12 protein-coding genes and 1 pseudogene are annotated in these 17,000 nt (G+C 59.2%); 6 read left to right on the forward strand and 7 right to left on the reverse strand.

Translation table 11 applies throughout. The features are described from left to right. Window positions 1-59 precede the first annotated feature (59 nt). Complete coding sequence (ilvD, locus tag AMM41_RS15605; RefSeq protein ID WP_089960987.1) at window positions 60-1,763, forward strand: dihydroxy-acid dehydratase; 1,704 nt, start codon at window positions 60-62, stop codon at window positions 1,761-1,763. Between the two features lie 105 nt (window positions 1,764-1,868). Here ilvD and AMM41_RS15610 read toward each other — a convergent pair whose 3' ends face one another. Continuing rightward, entirely contained in the window at window positions 1,869-2,276 is a 408-nt protein-coding gene (locus AMM41_RS15610; RefSeq protein WP_089961151.1) for a GlcG/HbpS family heme-binding protein, read from the reverse strand. Between the two features lie 190 nt (window positions 2,277-2,466). Between AMM41_RS15610 and AMM41_RS15615 the strand changes: the two genes are divergently transcribed. Continuing rightward, the gene (locus AMM41_RS15615; protein ID WP_089960990.1) at window positions 2,467-3,159 is read left to right on the forward strand and encodes a Bax inhibitor-1/YccA family protein; all 693 of its coding nucleotides are present in this window, start codon (window positions 2,467-2,469) and stop codon (window positions 3,157-3,159) included. 454 nt (window positions 3,160-3,613) lie between these two features. Next, a pseudogene (ltrA, locus tag AMM41_RS15625) lies at window positions 3,614-5,006 on the forward strand (group II intron reverse transcriptase/maturase). Between the two features lie 125 nt (window positions 5,007-5,131). Here the strand turns inward: ltrA and rlmD are convergent. The 4 genes from rlmD to surE form a co-directional block, all read right to left on the reverse strand. Further along, window positions 5,132-6,568: a 23S rRNA (uracil(1939)-C(5))-methyltransferase RlmD gene (gene rlmD, locus AMM41_RS15630; RefSeq protein WP_089960993.1), complete on the reverse strand. Its 1,437-nt coding sequence runs from the start codon at window positions 6,566-6,568 to the stop codon at window positions 5,132-5,134. A gap of 164 nt (window positions 6,569-6,732) precedes the next feature. Continuing rightward, window positions 6,733-7,458, reverse strand: a complete 726-nt coding sequence (locus tag AMM41_RS15635) for a peptidoglycan DD-metalloendopeptidase family protein (protein ID WP_228769311.1) — start codon at window positions 7,456-7,458, stop codon at window positions 6,733-6,735. A gap of 119 nt (window positions 7,459-7,577) precedes the next feature. Further along, complete coding sequence (locus AMM41_RS15640) at window positions 7,578-8,264, reverse strand: protein-L-isoaspartate(D-aspartate) O-methyltransferase (RefSeq protein WP_228769316.1); 687 nt, start codon at window positions 8,262-8,264, stop codon at window positions 7,578-7,580. Window positions 8,265-8,419: 155 nt separating this feature from the next. Continuing rightward, window positions 8,420-9,190 (reverse strand): 5'/3'-nucleotidase SurE, encoded by a 771-nt coding sequence (gene surE, locus AMM41_RS15645; RefSeq protein WP_089961162.1) that lies wholly within the window; start codon window positions 9,188-9,190, stop codon window positions 8,420-8,422. Window positions 9,191-9,355: 165 nt separating this feature from the next. Here surE and AMM41_RS15650 point away from each other — a divergent pair, with 165 nt between their 5' ends. Further along, window positions 9,356-10,330: an NADPH:quinone oxidoreductase family protein gene (locus AMM41_RS15650; protein ID WP_089961000.1), complete on the forward strand. Its 975-nt coding sequence runs from the start codon at window positions 9,356-9,358 to the stop codon at window positions 10,328-10,330. A gap of 163 nt (window positions 10,331-10,493) precedes the next feature. Here the strand turns inward: AMM41_RS15650 and parC are convergent, their stop codons facing one another. Together parC and AMM41_RS15660 are read right to left on the reverse strand one after the other, a co-directional pair. Further along, window positions 10,494-12,869 carry a DNA topoisomerase IV subunit A gene (parC, locus tag AMM41_RS15655; protein ID WP_089961004.1) on the reverse strand — a complete coding sequence of 792 codons (2,376 nt, stop codon included), beginning with the start codon at window positions 12,867-12,869 and terminating at the stop codon, window positions 10,494-10,496. Window positions 12,870-12,955: 86 nt separating this feature from the next. Next, complete coding sequence (locus AMM41_RS15660; protein WP_089961008.1) at window positions 12,956-14,938, reverse strand: DNA topoisomerase IV subunit B; 1,983 nt, start codon at window positions 14,936-14,938, stop codon at window positions 12,956-12,958. 101 nt (window positions 14,939-15,039) lie between these two features. On the opposite strand from AMM41_RS15660, the gene AMM41_RS15665 reads away from it, so the two are divergent. Both AMM41_RS15665 and AMM41_RS15670 read left to right on the forward strand, forming a co-directional pair. Beyond that, on the forward strand, window positions 15,040-16,251 hold the full coding sequence (locus AMM41_RS15665; RefSeq protein WP_089961012.1) for an MFS transporter: 1,212 nt from the start codon (window positions 15,040-15,042) through the stop codon (window positions 16,249-16,251). A gap of 135 nt (window positions 16,252-16,386) precedes the next feature. Further along, entirely contained in the window at window positions 16,387-16,932 is a 546-nt protein-coding gene (locus AMM41_RS15670; RefSeq protein ID WP_089961014.1) for a class I SAM-dependent methyltransferase, read from the forward strand. Window positions 16,933-17,000: the final 68 nt, after the last annotated feature.

Consider the following 17,000-nt stretch of genomic DNA (forward strand, 5'->3'; position numbering starts at 1 on the left):
CCGATAAGCGCCCGTTAGAATGTGGCGACCTTCTTTTGGGCATCTATAGAGACACCACCATGAGCGACAAAATCATCCCGATCACCCCCATCAACCGCCGCAGCGCCAACATCACCCAGGGCAAATCCCGCGCCCCGAACCGCTCGATGTACTACGCCATGGGCTATGAAGAGGGGGATTTCGTCAAACCCATGGTGGGCGTGGCCAACGGCCACAGCACCATCACCCCGTGCAACAGCGGCCTGCAAAAGTTGGCTGACGCGGCCATCCAAGGCATTGAAGAAGCCGGTGGCAACGCCCAGGTCTTTGGCACCCCCACCATCTCGGACGGCATGGCCATGGGTACCGAGGGCATGAAGTTCTCGCTGGTCAGCCGCGAAGTCATCTCGGACTGCATCGAAACCTGCGTGCAAGGCCAGTGGATGGACGGCGTGTTGGTGGTCGGCGGCTGCGACAAAAACATGCCCGGCGGCATGATGGGCATGCTGCGCGCCAACGTGCCGGCCATTTATGTCTACGGCGGCACCATCTTGCCCGGCCGCTACCAAGGCAAAGACTTGAACATCGTGAGCGTTTTTGAAGCCGTGGGCGAAAACGCAGCGGGCAAGCTGAGCGACTTTGACCTGAAAGAAATCGAAAAACGCGCCATTCCCGGAACGGGCTCTTGCGGCGGCATGTACACCGCCAACACCATGTCCTCGGCTTTTGAGGCGCTGGGCATGTCCCTGCCCTACTCGTCGACCATGGCCAACCCGCACGACGAAAAGCAGAACTCGGCCAAAGAATCGGCCAAAGTGCTGATCGAAGCCATCAAAAACGACTTGAAGCCCCGCGACATCGTCACCAAAGAAGCCATTGAAAACGCCGTGGCCGTGATCATGGCCACAGGTGGCTCGACCAACGCGGTGCTGCACTTCTTGGCCATCGCCCACACCGCAGGCGTGGAATGGAGCATTGACGACTTCGAGCGCATGCGCAAGAAAATCCCCGTGATTTGCGATTTGAAGCCCAGCGGCAAGTACCTGGCGGTTGACCTGCACCAAGCGGGCGGCATTCCGCAAGTCATGAAAACCTTGCTGGCCGCTGGCTTGTTGCACGGCGACTGCATGACCATCACTGGCAAAACCATTGCCGAAAACCTGAAGGACGTGCCCGACGTTCCTCGCGCTGACCAAGATGTGATCCGCCCGATTGACAAGCCCATGTACGCCGAAGGCCACTTGGCCATCCTCAAGGGCAACCTGTCGCCCGAAGGCGCCGTGGCCAAGATCACTGGCCTGAAAAACCCCGTCATCACTGGCCCAGCCCGCGTGTTCGACGACGAACAATCGGCCCTGCAAGCCATCTTGGCAGGCAAGATTCAAGCCGGTGACGTGATGGTTTTGCGTTACCTCGGCCCCAAAGGCGGCCCCGGCATGCCCGAAATGCTGGCCCCCACGGGCGCGCTCATCGGTGCAGGCTTGGGTGAAAGCGTGGGCCTGATCACTGACGGTCGCTTCTCCGGTGGCACCTGGGGCATGGTGGTGGGCCACGTCGCCCCAGAAGCTGCAGCAGGCGGCACCATCGCCTTTGTGAACGAGGGTGACAGCATCACCATCGACGCGCACAAGCTGATTTTGGAATTGAACGTGCCCGAAGCCGAACTGGCCAAACGCCGTGAAGGCTGGAAAGCCCCCGAACCCCGTTACACCCGTGGCGTGCAGGCCAAGTTCGCTTTTAATGCATCGAGCGCGAGCAAAGGTGCTGTGCTCGACCTGTATTGATGCGTTCTTGACGCCCACAAAAAAGCCGCTTTTCAGCGGCTTTTTTGTGGGTCAATGGTTTTGGCAAACCTGTCAGGACAGCCCCAGACTGCCCTGATCAGGCCATCACAGACCGATGGCGGCGATACCGGCTTTGGCGATCTGAGCGTCTTCGTTCGACTTGACGCCACTCACGCCAACTGCGCCCAGGCAAAAACCGTCTTTCATGATCGGCACACCGCCTTCGAGCATGCCGTGGATGGTCGGAGCCGACAAAAAGGAAGTGCGTCCACCATTGATCACGTCTTCGTACACCTTGCTCTCGCGGCGACCCAAAGCTGCGGTGTGCGCTTTGGCTGGGGCGATATGCGAAGACACAGGGGGCGCACCGTCCAGACGGGCAAAGTGCAGCAAATGGCCACCCGCATCCACAATGGCGATGCTGACTGCCCAATTGTTCTGGAGGGCTTCGGCTTCGGCCGCAGCGGCAATGGCTTTGACATCGGACAGTTCGAGAGAAGACTGAGTTTTCATGGAGGTGAGGGTCTGAAAAATGAAAACCACAAGCATACACGGGCCCGCGCCCTCGATTGCTCACTTCAACGCAAAACTGATGCACCCGTATAACCCCATCAACTGCCGGGAATCCCAGGAGTCAAGCCAAAGCGATGAGGGTCACCCTACAATGAGACCACCTTTAATCAGGCATGACAGGAGATACACCATGAGCGACCTTCAAACTCTCAATTCCAATGGCTGGGGCCATGTGGACACAGCGGCTCGCAACCGCGTTCTGCGCAACACTTATTGGCTGCTGGCCTTGAGTCTATTGCCCACTGTTTTGGGCGCTTGGCTTGGCGTGGCCACTGGCATCACCCGTTCACTGTCCGGTGGCGTGGGCCTGATTGTGTTCATGGCCGGAGCCTTCGGTTTCATGTTTGCCATCGAAAAAACCAAAAACTCTGCGGCTGGCGTGCCCGTCTTGTTGGCCTTCACCTTCTTCATGGGTTTGATGCTGTCCCGCATGATCGCCATGGTGCTGGGCTTCAAAAACGGCTCCGAACTGATCATGACCGCCTTTGCAGGCACAGCAGGCGTGTTTTTCGTGATGGCCAGTTTGGCCAGTACCATCAAACGTGATCTGTCAGGCATGTCCAAGTGGCTGTTTGTCGGTGCTTTGGCCATCATGATCGGCGGCATCATCAACGTGTTTGTGGGCTCTACTGTGGGCATGATGGTCATCTCGGTCATGGCCATTGGTATTTTCAGCGCTTACATGTTGTATGACCTCAAACAGATCATCGATGGCGGCGAAACCAACTACATCAGTGCCACCTTGGCTTTGTACATGGACATCTTCAACGTTTTCCAAAGCCTTCTGGCTCTGCTGGGCATCATGGGTGGCGAACGCGACTGATAACGGTCCTGTGGTTCCATCAAAAAGGCTCCTTCGGGAGCCTTTTTGACGTGTGCGCCCAGCATGGGCGCACACCTGCGGGTGCAAGTCCCGCTGCGAGCTGGTCACAGTGAGCTTGAGTGTTGCGCAACTGCGTGAGGGCGACCGAGCGTGGGAAGGAAGCGTGGAGCGTAAATCGTGAGCCGATGAACAAGAACCGCATAGAAGGCGTTGCCAAGCAGGGCGAGCGGGCACGAAACCGCGAAGCTCTTGTGACCAAGGCGAGGTGGCGTAGATGCGGCGGTTTTGCGATGAAGGTGTGCGACCCTTACCTGGGGAGATCTCGCCTTGTTTCTGAAAGGAAGACGGCTTTGCCGGAGCGAGAAGTCAGCAGAGGTCGTAGTAGCTGCAAGCCGGGGCCGCTGAGGCCACAAGGCAAGAGCGAAGGACCGAACGAGAGTGAGTAACCGAGGACATGCAAAGCCACAAGGTCATGCGTCAGATGCCGGAGCGATCCGGGCGGGCAGGAAGGCGGCACGGTGAAGCCGGGCCAGACACTGCCAGCGACGAAACCCGAGGTACGTTGCATGAGCACCCGGATACAGGGTCGGCAAAGCAACTGGCAGGCACAGGTGGCCTGCTGGAGGCGGCGCTGACAAGGGCAGAGCCTGCAAACGGCGTGGAAGCGGGTCAAGGCCAACAAGGGCGCAGCCGGGGTTGACGGGCTCAATATCGAGCAAACCGCCCGTTTGCTGCAAACGAGCTGGCCGGACATTCGCCAAGCGCTGCTGGAAGGAAGCTACCGGCCCAGTCCGGTACGCAAGGTATTGATTCCCAAACCGGACGGCAGCCAGCGCGAGCTGGGCATTCCGACGGTCATAGATCGATTGATCCAGCAAGCACTGCTTCAAGTGCTGCAACCGTTGATCGACCCCACCTTCAGCGAGCACAGCCACGGGTTTCGACCGGGCAGGCGTGCACACGATGCGGTCAAGGCCGCGCGGGCGTTCGTCCAATCGGGCAAGCGCGTGGTGGTGGACGTGGACTTGGCCAAGTTCTTTGACCGAGTCAATCACGACATCCTGATCGACAGGCTCAAAAGGCGCATCGATGACGCTGGCGTGATCCGGCTGATTCGGGCGTATCTGAATGCTGGGATCATGGATGGCGGGGTGGTGGTCGATCGCCACTTGGGCACGCCGCAAGGCGGGCCGCTCAGTCCGCTGCTGGCCAATGTGTTGCTCGACGAAGTGGACAAGGCGTTGGAGGCGCGCAGCTACAGCTTCGCGCGCTACGCTGACGACTGCAACGTTTACGTGGGCAGCAGACGAGCTGGCGAGCGGGTGATGGCGTATCTCAGAAAACTCTACACGGGCCTGAAGCTTCAGATCAACGAAGCCAAGAGCGCGGTGGCCAGCGCCTTCGGGCGCAAGTTTCTGGGTTACGAGCTGTGGGTGGCCAAGGGCAAAGAAGTCAAATGTGCGGTGGCCTACAAGGCACTGGACAACTTCAAGGCCCGCATCCGGCAACTCACGCGCCGCTCGGGTGGGCGCAGCATGGCGCAAGTGGTGGAAAAGCTGCGGCCCTACGTGCTGGGCTGGAAGGCGTACTTCGGGATGTCGCAAACGCCCAGGGTCTGGCGAGAGTTGGATGAGTGGCTGCGTCATCGGTTGAGGGCCATCCAGCTCAAGCACTGGAAGAGTCCCCGGGCGATCTATCGGGAGCTGAAGGCACTGGGAGCAAAGGAGAACGTGGCGCGGCAAGTGGCGGTGAATAGCCGTCGCTGGTGGCGCAACAGTGACCGGTTGCTCAAGACGGTGCTGACGATTGCGTACTTTGATAGGTTGGGAGTGCCAAGGCTGTCATGACCTCAAGCTCTCGAACCGCCCGGTGCGGACCCGCATGCCGGGTGGTGTGGCAGGGGCGGCTGCGAAAATCGCGGCCCCCCTATGCCGATCGGCAGGCAAGTGGGTCACTGCCCGTCAAAGAGTCTTCAGGCCAACTCAAACACCGCCATGCTCTCCACATGGGCCGTGTGCGCGAACATGTTGATGACCCCTGCGGCCACACAGCGGTAACCTGCACGGTGCACCAAAATGCCCGCATCCCGAGCCAGGGTGGCGGGGTTGCAGCTCACATACACAATGCGCTGGGGTGGTGTCCAGCCTTGGCGCAGGTCCTGGTTTTCGTGCAGCTCGGCCAGCGCTTTGCTCAGGGCAAAGGCACCTTCGCGCGGCGGGTCCACCAGCCATTTGTCGGCGGTGCCGTCGGCCACCAGCATCTCGGGCGTCATCTCGAACAAATTGCGCGCCACAAACTGCGTAGGGGCCAAGGTCTGACCTTCGGGCCGTGTAGCTTGGTTGCGGGCATAGTTGTCGCGTGAACGTGCCACCAGGGTCTCGGCCCCTTCAATGCCCAATACCTTCCCCGCTTGCGTGGCGAGCGGCAAGGTGAAGTTGCCCAGGCCGCAGAACCAGTCAATGACCCGCTCGGTCTTTTGCGCTTGCAGCAGGCGCAAGGCACGGGCCACCAGCACGCGGTTGATGAAGGGATTGACTTGGGTGAAATCGGTGGGCCGAAATGGCATGGTGATGCCAAAGTCGGGCAAACCATAACTGAGCTGTGACCCACCCTCATCAAGCAAATGCACCGTGTCCGGGCCTTTGGGCTGCAGCCACCATTGCACCTGGTGCTCGGCGGCAAATGCACGCAGCAGGGCTTTGTCGCCCTCGCCCAAGGGTTCCAGGTGGCGCAGGACCAAGGCCGTGACCTCGTCGCCACAGGCCAACTCCAGCTGGGGCAGTGTTTCGCGGGCCTCCATCTGCCCAATCAAGGCACGCAAAGGCAGCAGCATCCGACTGACATGCGGCGGCAGCACATGGCACACTTTCATGTCGGCGATGTAGCGGCTTTTGCGCTCGTGGAAACCAATCAGCACTTCGCCTTTTTTGATCACGTAGCGCACCGACAGGCGGGCGCGGTAGCGGTAGCCCCAAGTCGGCCCCTCGATGGGGCGCAGCATGGTTTCGGCTTTGACTTTGCCCAGGTGCCACAGGTTGTCTTCGAGCACGCGTTGCTTGATGGCCACTTGGGCCGATGCCTCCAGGTGCTGCATCTTGCAACCGCCGCAGGCCCCCGCATGCAGGCCGAAATGCGGGCAACCAGGCCGCACGCGCTGGGATGACTCGTGGTGGATCTGGGTGACGGTGCCCTGCTCCCAGTTGTTCTTTTTGCGGTGCACGTTGACCGAGACCAGCTCAAAAGGCAAAGCGCCTTCAATGAACACGACTTTGCCGTCAGGGCGGCGGGCGATGCCTTGGGCATCCATGTCCAGGGAGCCGACACGCAACCAGCCCTCGGGCAGGTCAGCACTGGAGTGGCTGGGTTCGTCGGCGTGGGCTTGGGATAGGGAAATGTCTGGATCGCTCATGCCCTGATTGTCTCAGGATGTGGTGCCCACTTGATGGGGCTGCGTCATACTTTTGATGGGATATACCCAATCCAACAAGAAAGGGAAAAACGCTGGTGAGGCCACATCAATGCCGCTACCGCGTCGAAGACTTTCTTCTGTTGGCGGGTCAATGCATGGACACTTCAGCGACTGGGCAAATACTTGGCTGGATCGACAGGTTTTCCTTGGCGGCGAATCTCGAAATGGAGTTTGACGCGGTCAGCATCGGTTTTGCCCATTTCGGCGATCTTTTGCCCTTTATTGACCTTTTGGTCCTCCTTGACCAACAAGGCTTGGTTGTGAGCGTATGCGCTCAAAAAAGTGTTGTTGTGCTTCAAGATGATCAAGTTGCCGTAACCTCGCAAACCCGCACCAGCATACACAACATGGCCGTCTGCGGCGGCCAAAACCGGATCGCCCGCTTTGCCGCCAATGTCAAGACCCTTGTTTTTCACATCATCAAAACCAGCGAGTAAATTTCCACTGGCGGGCCAGATGAACCCTAGCCCATCGTCATTGCCCGTTGTTGTGGAGGTGCCTGCAACTGGCAAAGGCGGGGAAGCAGCAGGTTTGCTGACCACCACCTCGGCACTGCCGCCAATCGGTTGGACAACCACACCTTTGGCTTCCACAGAAGCCCCTGGCGGCAGGACACGCAAAACCTGGCCCACCTCGATCAGATGGGCATTGGACAAACTGTTCCAACGCACCAAATCGCGCCATGACTGACCATGGTCCAAGGCAACCCGTGTCAGGGTGTCCCCTTTTTGTACGGTGTAGTACCCCGGTTTGCCCGCATTTTCAGCACCGGGCAAAGTCGACGCAATAAGCGCAGGAACGGGGGCACTCCTGACAGTGACGCCCTGCATGCGGTCTTCCACTGGCGCAGGTGCGCGTGGTGAAGCAGAGCATCCGACCAAAATCAAAGCGGTCAGACAAGTCCAAAATCGACGGGGTAAGGCGTTGAATATCATCCGAGCTCAATCATTTATTCGACCCCTGATTTTAGAGGAACAAAGTGAACAGCTTCCAAAACCTGCCGTTCGTAGCCTGAAGCCGTTTTCTCAACGACCAGCAATGCCTGGTGACCCGCGGGCGTCATGGTTGGGGCCACCAATCGAGCACCAACAGCCAACTGATCCAGCCATGCCGCAGGCACTTGGTCACCACCTGCCGCAGAAATAATCCCCGCATAGGGTGCCCCCTTGGGATAGCCTTGCATGCCATCACCGAAGATCAAGTGAACATTGGGCAGACGAAAGGGCCGTAAATGCTCTTTGGCTTGTTCATGCAAACCTCGGACACGCTCGATGCTGTAAACCTCGCTGGCCATGTGGCTCAGGACTGCGGCCTGATAACCACAACCCGTTCCAATTTCCAGCACACGACCCAGACGTCCGTTTGCACCATGACGCAACAACTCGATCATGCGAGCAACCACATTGGGCTTGGAAATCGTTTGCCCAAAACCAATGGGCAAACTGGTGTCCTCGTAGGCTTGGTTGGCCAATGCTGACGCCACAAATAGATGGCGATCAACCCGCCCCAGGGCCTGCAATACCCAAGGGTCTTGCAGGCCCTGCTCTGCCAATTTACTCACCATCCGCGCGCGCACTGCGCTTGAATCCAGCCCTAAACCGGTCGTCACGGGCAGTCCATGGGGGGCGTAAGTCATCGACTGAGTGCGAACATTCGGGGTCATTGCCCCCGTCCTTAAACTCAGATTGCGCTCCGACTGGCCTGCACCCAACTTGGACTGCACTGCACGCCCATGATCTGGCTCTGCGCCGCCCGAAGATCGCCACTTGGCGGGGAAACCCGGGCGCTCTTTCATACGGATGTCCGGTGAAAAATGTCTTTGCACGATTGCGACCAAGAAGACAAGTTGTCATGGTCACTCAGGTCCACTTTCAGGGGCGTGACGACCACATGGCCCAATTGAGCTGAATGGAAATCCGTCCCTTCACTGTCATCCATGGCCGGACCGGCATTGCCAATCCAGTACATTGTTTGACCACGAGGATCGACTTGTGTGATCACGGGCTCGGCTGCATGCCGTCGCCCCAATCGGCAAACAATGGGGGGCTTGATTTGCTCAAATGGCAAGTTGGGAATATTCACATTCAACAGCCAAGGCTGCTGGTCAAGCAGCGCCCCCACCATCATTTTCTGGACCATGTTTTGAACAGTCTGGGCGGCCGCACTCAAATGCTCCCAGCCTTTGTTGATTTGTGAAACAGCCATCGCCGGAATCCCAAATAGGTAAGCCTCCATGGCAGCGCCCACCGTTCCGGAATAAATCGTGTCGTCCCCCATATTTGCACCATTGTTGATGCCCGAGATCACCAGATCAGGCTTGTAACCCAATAGGCCCGTCAAAGCAATGTGCACACAGTCTGCAGGTGTGCCATTGACGTATCTGAAGCCATTTTCAGCGCGGTTCACGTAGAGAGGGGTGTGCAAAGTCAAAGCATTTGATTTGGCACTGTTGTTGTGTTCAGGCGCAACAACCTCAACATCTGCTATTTTTTTCAAGGATTCGTACAAAGCCACAATGCCTTCGGCTCGGAAACCATCGTCGTTTGAAATCAGAATTTTCATGTGAATTTTTTGAGGTTGAACCATTGTAGGCCTGCTGCAGCCATCGGTCGCCAATTGGCGTTTGACAGGGTGCTTCACCTCGGGGTCGCTCGGGGGACACGAAACGATACGCTCCATTCCCTAAGATCAAACGCTTTGTTGAACTTGATGATCTGGAGAGATTGAATGCAAGCATGGCTTTGTGAAAACCCTGTGGGAGTCGATGCCCTGAACTGGAAAGAGCTGCCCACACCGCAACCGGGCCCAGGCCAGGTGCTGATTCAAATTCAAGCAGCAAGCCTGAATTTTCCAGACCTCTTGATTGTGCAGAACAAATACCAAATGAAGCCCGAACTTCCATTTGTGCCGGGTTCGGAGTATGCGGGCACCATTGAGGCTGTGGGCGAAGGGGTCAAGCATCTTGTTGTAGGTCAGTCGGTTGCCTGTTTATCAGGCACCGGAGGCTTTGCAACACACACATTGGCACCGGCAAAGTTATGCCTGCCCTTACCGGATGGGTTTTCGGCCACGGATGGGGCTGCATTCATCATGACCTATGCCACCTCGCACCACGCCTTGGTCGACCGTGCGCAGCTGAAAGCAGGCGAAACCGTTTTGATTTTGGGTGCCGCAGGTGGCGTTGGCACTGCGGCCATTCAGATTGCAAAAGCCATGGGGGCCAAAGTCATTGCGGCGGCGTCCACCGACGAAAAATGCGCTTTGTGCACCTCATTAGGGGCAGACGAGACCATCAATTACAGCCAACAAAACTTGCGTGAAGCCTTGAAAGAACTCACTCAAGGACGCGGGCCAGATGTGATTTACGACCCTGTCGGGGGAGAACTGGCAGAACCCGCTTTTCGCTCAATTGCGTGGCGTGGTCGTTATCTGGTTGTAGGGTTTGCGGGGGGGCCCATCCCATCATTGCCCTTGAATCTGCCTTTGCTCAAAGGCGCATCACTGGTTGGTGTTTTTTGGGGTGATTTCGCCCGACGCGAACCCCAAGCCAATGCGGCAATGATGGCCGAGTTGAGTCAATGGTACGCCCAAGGAAAAATCAAACCTGTCTTGGATCGGACCTTGCCCATGAGCGAACTCAAGGCAGCTTACACCCTCATGGGATCGCGCAGTGTCAAAGGCAAATTGGTCATGGTCAATTGACATTTTTGCGCTGGTCAAGGTTGACACCCGAAAGATGCCCCCTGCAAAGAACTGTCCCCAAACACCGTGCCCAAAGCTGTGGACAAGTGCAGGGACAAGCCGCGAAAGGCCCGCCAGATAAGGGCTGGCGGGGGGTGCTTAAAAAAGCATCACTGCGCCTTGATCACTCGACCCGCGTCACCCGATTCGGCTTGAAGCCCAAGTCCGCCACTTTGCCTTTTTTGGCGCGGGCGGTTTTGGCGTTGTTCAGGCTGCGGATTTCCAGCGTTTCTTCGCGCTCTTTGCCGCCTCGGCCAATGCCGGCGATCTTGACGCTGCGGGTGTAAGCCGCCGCTCCAGCCAAGGTGTCTTTGGCTTCCAGGTCGATGAGCATCAGGCCCCGGCCGCCTTTTTCCATGGTTTTGAGTTCGCTGATCTCAAACGTCAGCACTCGGCCGCCTGCACTGGCGCAGCAGACGCTGGTCGCCGCGGGCATAGGCTGTTTATCGGCAGGCACGGTGGCACTGCTGCCGCTCACATGGCTGGGGGCGCAGACGGTTTCACCATCGCCCAGGCTGATGAAGGCTTTGCCTGCTTTGTTGCGCGAAATCATGTTCTCGACCGAGGCCATGAAGCCATAGCCGCCAGAGCCGCTGAGCAGCAGCGTGGCGTGGGCCGGGCCTGCAAAGTAGTGGGCGGGTTGCGTGCCGGTTTCCAGATCGATGAGGGTGGTGATCGGCTGGCCATCGCCGCGTGCGCCGGGCAAGGTGGCCACGGGCACGCTGTAGATGCGGCCTGTCCCATTTTTGGCCGTGCCAAAGATCAGCAGCGTGTCCACCGTGCGGCATTCAAAAGTGCCGTACAGGCCGTCGCCCGCCTTGAAGGCGAAGCTGGTGGCGTCGTGGCCATGGCCCGTGCGGGCGCGTACCCAGCCTTTTTCCGACACGACCACCGTCACCGGTTCGTCCACCACCTTGACTTCGGCCACGGCTTTTTTCTCTTCCTGGATCAGGGTGCGGCGTGGGTCGGCAAAGGTTTTGGCGTCGGCTTCGATCTCTTTGATCATCAGACGGCGCAGTGCGGCGGGGCTGCCCAAAATTTCTTCGAGCTTGCCTTGCTCACCCCGCAGTTCGCTCAACTCTTGCTCGATCTTGATGGCTTCGAGGCGGGCCAGTTGGCGCAGGCGAATCTCAAGAATGTCTTCGGCCTGGCGGTCGCTGAGTTTGAAAGCTTCGATCAGCGCGGGCTTGGGCTCATCGCTGTGGCGGATGATGCGGATCACCTCGTCGATGTTCAGCAGCACCAGCTGACGGCCTTCCAGAATGTGGATGCGGTCCAGCACTTTGTTCAGGCGGTGCTGGCTGCGGCGGGTGATGGTGGTCTGGCGGAAGCTGATCCACTCCACCAGCATCTGGCGCAGCGATTTTTGAATCGGCTTGCCGTCGATGCCCACGGACGTCATATTGATCGGCGCAGACGTTTCCAAGCTGGTGTGGGCCAGCAAGGCGGTGATGAGTTCGCTCTGTTCGATGCGGCTGGTCTTGGGCTCGAACACCAGGCGCACGGCGGCGTCTTTGCTCGATTCGTCACGCACCACATCCAGCACAGCCAGCATGCTGGCCTTGAGCTGCATCTGGTCGGTGCTGAGCGCTTTTTTACCGGCTTTGACTTTGGGGTTGGTGAGTTCTTCGATCTCTTCGAGCACGCGCTGCGAGCTGACGCCTTGCGGCAACTCGGTCACCACCAGCTGCCATTGGCCACGGGCGAGTTCTTCGATCTTCCAGCGGGCGCGCACTTTGAGGCTGCCGCGTCCCGTCCGGTAGGCGTCGGCGATGTCGCTGGCCGGGCTGATGATCTGGCCGCCACCGGGGTAGTCGGGGCCAGGGATGATGGCCATCAACTCGCTGTCGCTCAGCTTGTCGTTTTTGATCAAGGCCACGCAGGCGTCGGCCACTTCGCGCAGATTGTGGCTGGGAATCTCGGTGGCCAGGCCCACGGCAATGCCGCTGGCGCCATTCAGCAAACTGAACGGCAAGCGGGCGGGCAGCTGGCGCGGCTCTTCGGTGGAGCCGTCGTAGTTGGGGATGAAGTCCACCGTGCCCATGTCGATCTCGTCGAGCAGCAAGCTGGTGATGCGCGACAGCCGCGCTTCGGTGTAACGCATGGCGGCCGCGCCGTCGCCGTCGCGCGAGCCAAAATTACCCTGGCCGTCGATCAGCGGGTAGCGCTGCGAAAAGTCCTGCGCCATGCGCACCAGGGCGTCATACGCCGCCGTGTCGCCGTGCGGGTGGTAACGGCCCAGCACATCGCCCACCACGCGGGCGCTTTTGACGGGCTTGGCGGCGGTGTTGTTGTTGGGGCCGCTGTAAGAGAGGCCCATGCGGTCCATCGAATACAAAATGCGCCGCTGAACAGGCTTTTGGCCGTCGCACACATCGGGCAAGGCGCGGCCTTTGACGACGGACAGCGCGTATTCCAGATAGGCCCTCTGGGCGTAAGCACCCAGGTGGTCGCCTTCAGGAGCAGCGGTGGGTTCGGGGGTTAAGAGGTCAGTGGTCATGTCAATGGTTTTGTAGGTCGGAGCTTTAGCTCCGACGTGGGGTGCGCACACATTTGTCGGAGCTGAAGCTCCGACCTACAAGAAATTCAAACGTCGATTTCGATGCTGTCGCCGTGCAGTTCCATCAGCTCGCGGCGGGCGGCGGCTTCGCCTTTGCCCATCAGTTGCATCATCAGGTTTTCAGTACCCGCGTTGTCCAGCGGGCCCAACTCGATGGGCAGCAAACGGCGCGTGTCGGGGTTGAGCGTGGTGTCCCACAGCTGCTCGGCGCTCATCTCGCCCAGGCCCTTGAAACGGCTGATGCTCCAGCCGCCTTCTTTCACGCCGTCTTTGCGCAGCTTGTCGATGATGGCGGTGAGCTCGCCCTCGTCCAGCGCATAGGCTTTGGAGGCAGGCTTTTTGCCGCGTGCAGGCGCATCGACCCGGAACAAAGGCGGCCGCGCCACATACAGGTGACCCGCTTCAATCAGCTTGGGGAAATGGCGGAAGAACAAAGTCAGCAGCAGCACCTGGATGTGCGAGCCGTCCACATCCGCGTCGCTCAAGATGCACACCTTGCCATACCGCAGGTTGCTCATGTCGGGGTTGTCGTTCGGACCGTGCGGGTCCACGCCAATGGCCACCGAGATGTCATGGATTTCGTTGTTGGCAAACAAGCGGTCGCGGTCGACTTCCCAGGTGTTGAGTACCTTGCCGCGCAGGGGCAAAATGGCCTGACATTCTTTGTTGCGGCCCATTTTGGCGCTGCCGCCGGCCGAGTCGCCCTCGACCAAAAACACCTCGTTGTGCAGGATGTCTTTGCTCTCGCAATCGGTCAGTTTGCCGGGCAACACGGCCACGCCGGAGCTCTTGCGCTTTTCCACCTTTTGACCGGCCTTCTGGCGGGTTTGCGCAGCCTTGATGGCCAACTCGGCCAGTTTTTTGCCGTAGTCCACATGCTCGTTCAGCCACAGCTCCAAGGCCGGGCGCACAAAGCTGGAGACCAGCCGCACCGCATCACGCGAGTTCAGGCGTTCCTTGATCTGGCCTTGAAACTGCGGGTCCAGCACTTTGGCACTCAGTACATAGCTGGCGCGGGCAAACACGTCTTCGGGCATGAGCTTGACGCCTTTGGGCAACAAGCCATGCAGCTCGATGAAGCTTTTGACGGCGGTGAACAGGCCGTCGCGCAAGCCGCTGTCGTGCGTGCCGCCTGCGCTGGTGGGTATCAGGTTGACGTAGCTTTCACGCACCGGCGCACCGTCTTCCGTAAAGGCCACGGCCCACGAGGCGCCCTCGCCTTCGGCAAAGCTGTCGTTGTTGCCGTCGGCAAAGCCTTCGCCTTCAAACAGCGGGATGACGGGCTCACCATTGAGCGTTTGCGTCAGGTAGTCGCGCAAGCCCGCCTTGAATTGCCATTGCTGGGTTTCTTTGGTTTTCTCGTTGACCAAGGTCACCGTTACGCCCGGCATGAGCACGGCTTTGCTGCGCAGCAGGTGCGTCAGCTCGTTCATGGGCAGGTTGCTGGACTCAAAGTATTTGGCGTCGGGCCACGCACGAACGGTCGTGCCTTGTTTGCGGTCACCCGCGCCTGTGGCTCGGCTCACCAGCGGCTCGGTCACGTCGCCGCCCGAAAACACCAAGGTGGCCACTTGACCTTCGCGGTAACTGGTGGCTTCCAGCCGTTTGGACAGTGCGTTGGTCACCGACACACCCACGCCGTGCAGGCCGCCCGAGAAGCTGTAGGCGCCGCCCTTGCCCTTGTCGAACTTGCCGCCCGCATGCAAGCGGGTGAAGACCAGTTCGATCACGGGGGCTTTTTCTTCGGGGTGCATGCCAAAGGGAATGCCCCGACCATCGTCTTCGATGCTGACCGAGCCATCCAAGTGCAGGATGACCTTGATCTTTTTGCCGTAACCCGCCAGCGCCTCGTCGGCGGCGTTGTCCAGCACCTCTTGAATGATGTGCAGGGGGTTGTCGGTGCGGGTGTACATGCCCGGGCGTTGCTTGACGGGCTCCAGACCTTTGAGAACTCGAATCGAGCCTTCGGAGTATTCGCTGGAGGTTTTGACAGTTGTTTGGGTGGCCATGGTGGCGGATTGTAGTGGGATTTGTGCAAGCTTACTGGATGCATAGACAGTGGTTTTGACTTGCTACCGGGAACGCCAAGGAGATTGGTTAAAGTCGGGGGATGCAACACAAACCCCTTTCACTGACCCAGGTGCTGATTTGCGGCGCGGCCATCGTCACCCTCTCCATGGGCATTCGCCACGGCTTTGGCCTGTGGCTTCAGCCCATCACCCAAACTCAAGGCTGGGGCCGCCAAGAATTTGGCTTTGCCATGGCCATCCAGAATTTGGCCTGGGGTTTTATGGGTATTTTTGCAGGGATGCTGGCCGACAAGTTTGGCGCATTCCGCGTCATCACGGCCGGGGCCTTGCTCTATGGATTGGGGCTCATGGGCATGGCCCAGGCCCAAACGCCCTGGATGTTTGCGCTCTTCACAGGCGTCATCATCGGCACTGCGCAGGCGGGCACCACCTACGCCGTGATTTATGGCGTGATCGGGCGCAATGTGCCGGCCGAGCGTCGTTCATGGGCCATGGGCATTGCGGCAGCGGCCGGCAGCTTCGGGCAGTTTTTGATGGTGCCGGTGGAAGGCATGCTGATCAGCCAAGCGGGTTGGCAAAACGCCCTGATGATTTTGGCCGCCGCCACCGTGCTGATCATTCCACTGGCATGGGGGCTGCGCGAGCCGGCTTTGCATGCTGCGGGCCAGGTCAAACGTGAGCAGACCATCCTCCAGTCGCTGAAAGAAGCCTTCAAGTACCCAAGTTTTCAGCTGCTGATGGCGGGCTACTTTGTGTGCGGCTTTCAGGTGGTGTTCATTGGGGTGCACATGCCCAGCTACCTGAAAGACCACGGCATGGCACCCCAAGTGGCCAGTTATGCGCTGGCCCTGATTGGTCTGTTCAACGTGGTGGGCACCTACATTGCGGGCACCATGGGCCCACAAATTCCCAAAAAGCACATCCTGGCCACCATTTACATCTCGCGCTCGGTGGCGATCACGCTGTTTTTGCTGGTGCCACTGTCGCCCACCAGCGTTTACATCTTTTCGGCCGTGATGGGATTGCTGTGGCTGTCCACCGTACCGCCCACCAACGCAGCAGTGGCGCACATTTTTGGCGTGGCGCATTTGTCCATGCTCAGCGGTTTCATCTTTTTCGGCCACCAGATCGGCTCCTTCATGGGCGTGTGGCTGGGTGGTTATTTGTACGACAAGACCGGCAGCTACGACATCGTTTGGTACTTGGCCATTGCGCTGGGCGTGTTGGCTGCGCTGGTGAACTTGCCGGTGCGTGAGAGCCCCATCGTGCGTGCATCCCCCCAAACCGCATGAGCACCCGAAGCACCCTTTGGCTGCTCGCAGCCTTGATGTTGGCCATCACCTTCGGGCTGTACGCCCAACCCGATGTGGTGCTGATGCTGGCCGACCAATTGTGGTCGTGTTTTTAACTTTACCCTTTGACTGAACATGCACGGTACCGAAAACCCCTCTGCCTGGGTCCAACGCTGGTCCCACCTCATTGCCCCGGGCAGCACCGTGCTCGATGTGGCCTGCGGCGCGGGTCGTCACATGCGCCATCTGTCCGCCCTGGGACACCGCGTTACCGGGGTGGACCGCAACCCCGAAGCGGTGGCAATAGCCCAAGCCAGTGGCTCGGTCATTTGCGCCGACATTGAAAACGGCCCATGGCCCTTTGCCGGGCAAACATTTGGCTGCGTGGTGGTGACCCATTACCTGTGGCGTGCGCTGCTGCCCACCCTCGTGAGCACTGTGGCCCCCGGGGGGGTTCTGATTTACGAAACCTTTGCGGCAGGCAACGAAAGCGTGGGCAAACCGTCGCGGCCTGACTTTTTGCTGCAGCCCGGCGAACTTCTACAAGCCACTGTTGGCTTGCGCACAGTGGCTTACGAAGACGGTTTCGAGTCTTCGCCAGACCGTTTTGTGCAGCGCATTGTGGCCGTGCGAGCCGGGGCATCCGGTGCCATCGAACGCTGGCCCTTACAAGCTGCTTGAAACCCTGCCCGCCTCGCGCCTTGGCATGTCTTGGCACCTGTGCAGGGTTTGCCAAGCTGCAAGTGACT

The organism is Limnohabitans sp. 2KL-3, assembly GCF_001269405.1.
Taxonomy (GTDB): domain Bacteria; phylum Pseudomonadota; class Gammaproteobacteria; order Burkholderiales; family Burkholderiaceae_C; genus Limnohabitans_A.